The 2,718-nt window shown below is 35.1% G+C and carries 4 protein-coding genes and 1 pseudogene; 3 read left to right on the forward strand and 2 right to left on the reverse strand.

Annotated features, from left to right (window positions below):
* The first annotated feature begins 290 nt into the window (after nucleotides 1-290).
* The 3 genes and pseudogenes from F6K22_RS38045 to F6K22_RS38055 all read left to right on the forward strand — a co-directional run bounded on the left by F6K22_RS38045 (nucleotide 291) and on the right by F6K22_RS38055 (nucleotide 1,295).
* On the forward strand, nucleotides 291-443 hold the full coding sequence (locus tag F6K22_RS38045) for a hypothetical protein (protein ID WP_293110040.1): 153 nt from the start codon (nucleotides 291-293) through the stop codon (nucleotides 441-443).
* A gap of 119 nt (nucleotides 444-562) precedes the next feature.
* Nucleotides 563-817, forward strand: a pseudogene (locus tag F6K22_RS43275) (element excision factor XisH family protein); the annotation flags it as partial.
* 142 nt (nucleotides 818-959) lie between these two features.
* On the forward strand, nucleotides 960-1,295 hold the full coding sequence (locus F6K22_RS38055) for a XisI protein (RefSeq protein WP_293110042.1): 336 nt from the start codon (nucleotides 960-962) through the stop codon (nucleotides 1,293-1,295).
* 165 nt (nucleotides 1,296-1,460) lie between these two features.
* Here the strand turns inward: F6K22_RS38055 and F6K22_RS38060 are convergent, their stop codons facing one another.
* Both F6K22_RS38060 and F6K22_RS38065 read right to left on the reverse strand, forming a co-directional pair.
* The gene (locus F6K22_RS38060; RefSeq protein WP_293110044.1) at nucleotides 1,461-2,123 is read right to left on the reverse strand and encodes a Na(+)/H(+) antiporter subunit B; all 663 of its coding nucleotides are present in this window, start codon (nucleotides 2,121-2,123) and stop codon (nucleotides 1,461-1,463) included.
* Nucleotides 2,123-2,683 carry a DUF4040 domain-containing protein gene (locus tag F6K22_RS38065; RefSeq protein WP_293110045.1) on the reverse strand — a complete coding sequence of 187 codons (561 nt, stop codon included), beginning with the start codon at nucleotides 2,681-2,683 and terminating at the stop codon, nucleotides 2,123-2,125. The genes F6K22_RS38060 and F6K22_RS38065 overlap by 1 nt, the downstream gene beginning before the upstream one ends.
* Between the last annotated feature and the right edge of the window lie 35 nt (nucleotides 2,684-2,718).

Below are 2,718 nucleotides of genomic sequence, written 5' to 3' on the forward strand. Positions count from 1 at the left end.
AGGCTATTTACTACAAAATAATTTTAAATTTTTTCTACAATCGACAAAGTTTAGCAAGGGGTGTGATATAATACTATTCTTAAAATCAACATTTAATAATCTCTCGCTAGACACCATTTTATAGCTGAAGTCATAAGTCAAATTTTTACTGTGACTATATTTGAGAATGTCCGCGCCAGTAATGGCAACTGGTATACATGAATTTTTAAGCAAGGGAAAACCATTAGCATTTTCCACCTAATGCTTGTTACTCTCTAATGTATAATTGCTTAGTAATTATCAGGTGAGCAATGAGTGATTTTCAAGTATGCGATCGCGATTTAACTGAAACTATTTTATCTGATTATTTGCAAATGAAAGATTTACCCAAAGTAACAAGAGTAACTAAAAGTAATTTCAGGGGAATTGATAAATATGACTTAATAATTATTCTGTTGTATTGAAGGTTTGTAGAATTTACATACTAGGCTAAACATCAGATTAGCAAAGCACGGGACTTATTTTAAAACTTTATCAGATTTATGAGAAATGCTATATTAATTATAGTAATAATAAAAAATCAATCTCAGCCAGGGATTTTTTTCATAAGGAAGTTAAAAATGCTCTAATAAAAGATGGATGGTCAATCACCCATGACCCCTTTTTTGTTAGTTTCGGTGGTGTAGATATGTCTATTGACCTTGGTGCGAACTAATTGGGGCACAAAAAGATAATCAAAAGATAGCAGTTGAAATTAAGAGTTTCTTAGCAAAATCATCAGCTATTTCTGAATTTCATACTGCCTTGGGACAATTTATTAATTATCGGTCAGCACTAATTCAGTTATCAGTTATCAGTTATCAGTTATCAGTTATCAGTGATTAATTATCAGTTACTATGGCTGAAACTAGAGCATTAAAATAGCAAAATAATCAGCTCAAACTAATTATTTATAACCCAGAAAAAGAGGTAATTACAGAATGGAAAAACTAGAAAAATATCGTCATTTAGTCCAGGAATTTTTGTTAGAATATAGCAAAAATAAGCCTGCTTATGGAGAAATCGAAGTACAGCCAATTTTTGATACTGTACGAGACCATTATCAAATTGTTTATCTTGGTTGGGAAAACGAGCATTTAATTCATAGTTGCCCGATTCATATTGATATTAAAAGCGAAAAAATTTTGATTCAGTGGAATGGAACTGAAGTGGATATTGCAGAAGAGTTAGTAATGAATGGAGTGGCAAAAAAAGATATTGTTTTAGGATTCCAAACGCCGTTTATGAGGAAGTTTACAGAATATAGTGTAGGTTAGGTTCTTCTGGTTTACTGGTGTTGGGTTGAGAAACGAAACCCAACCTATAATCTTAATCCGTACATCCGTGCCATAATCCATGTGAGTCGCACTCAACCCAACCTACAATCTCATTACTCCCCTCTCCTTGCAGGAGAGGGGTTGGGGGAGAGGTCTCTTCAAAACCTACAACAACCCCCGATAACGAATAAACAACAAAATAACTGCCCACGAACCTAATGCTACTTTTAGTGCCACCAAAATATTCAGTACCGGAATAATTCCCCCACTGACTAAATCTCCTAATTCTCCTTGGGGTAATTCTCCTCCCATCAGAGTTATCGCTGCCAATACAATGAATATTAAAACTGAAATTTTTTCCCAGGTAGCAGCATTCCATTTTTTATATATTTTTTCCATCTGCTCCGATGATGAAGTAATAGCAATCAAACCAATGGCAGTTCCTCCTGCTACCCCAGCAGCAAAACCACCCCCTGGACTCAGATGTCCGCGAATTGCTAACTCGATACTCACCAATGCAGAAATAGTTGCTCCCAAACGCGCCAATACTATTGAAGGGCGATCGCTAAATTGATAAACTGTTTCGGTTGGTTGTTCGTTGGCTAATAAAAAACGGACACCCAAAATAGCGATCGTAAATACTACCACTTCAAAAATTGTGTCATAGAGTCGATTTCTAAAAATGATACCAGAAACCACATTAGCTACTCCACTATCGGCAACTATTGAGTCAACAATAGAAATTGCATCCCCTTCTGCTATTGGGTTTGGCATAATTAGCACTTTAACGAACAATGCTATTCCCGCTAAAAAATAAACCCATTTCATTAATGTTTATCCTCCTGGTTGGGTACAATTATGTATGTCACACTTGTTTGTGATGAAGTTAATTCCTTTTGCATAATTTCAAACAGACGATGTACTCTAATAGCAGTCTCATAAGTGGGTTTCCCCTTGAGTTTTAATTCCTCTGGTTGACTACAAATACCGTGAACTTCCTTCGCTAGCAACCCCCATTCTAAAGATTGTTGATTAGGATATTCAACTAACTCAAGACGCAAATGGTATTTATTAATAATTTGTCTGATATTAGCGATGAGTTCGGTCAAATAACTCTCTGTTTCTTTTTCGACCTGTTTAAGTATTCCCAGACGCATTACTAAAGAGGAACGAACTGCAATCACATAAAGGGTAACAGCTAACATTGTTCCGACTAAAGCTTCTGTTAAAGCTACATCCGCAGCGCCTAAAACTGCGTAAACTAATGCTGATACTGCTCCTAAAATAGCTCGAATAACTAGAGCATTATAGGGATTAACTTGAAAAACTAGCATCAAAGCTGCTAAAGGTAACAGAGCAATGATGATATAAACATAAATATCAATCATTTTTTAACTTTTAACTTTTAACTTTTAACTTTTAA

It is taken from the genome of Okeania sp. SIO2F4, assembly GCF_010672385.1.
Classification (GTDB): Bacteria; Cyanobacteriota; Cyanobacteriia; order Cyanobacteriales; family Microcoleaceae; genus Trichodesmium.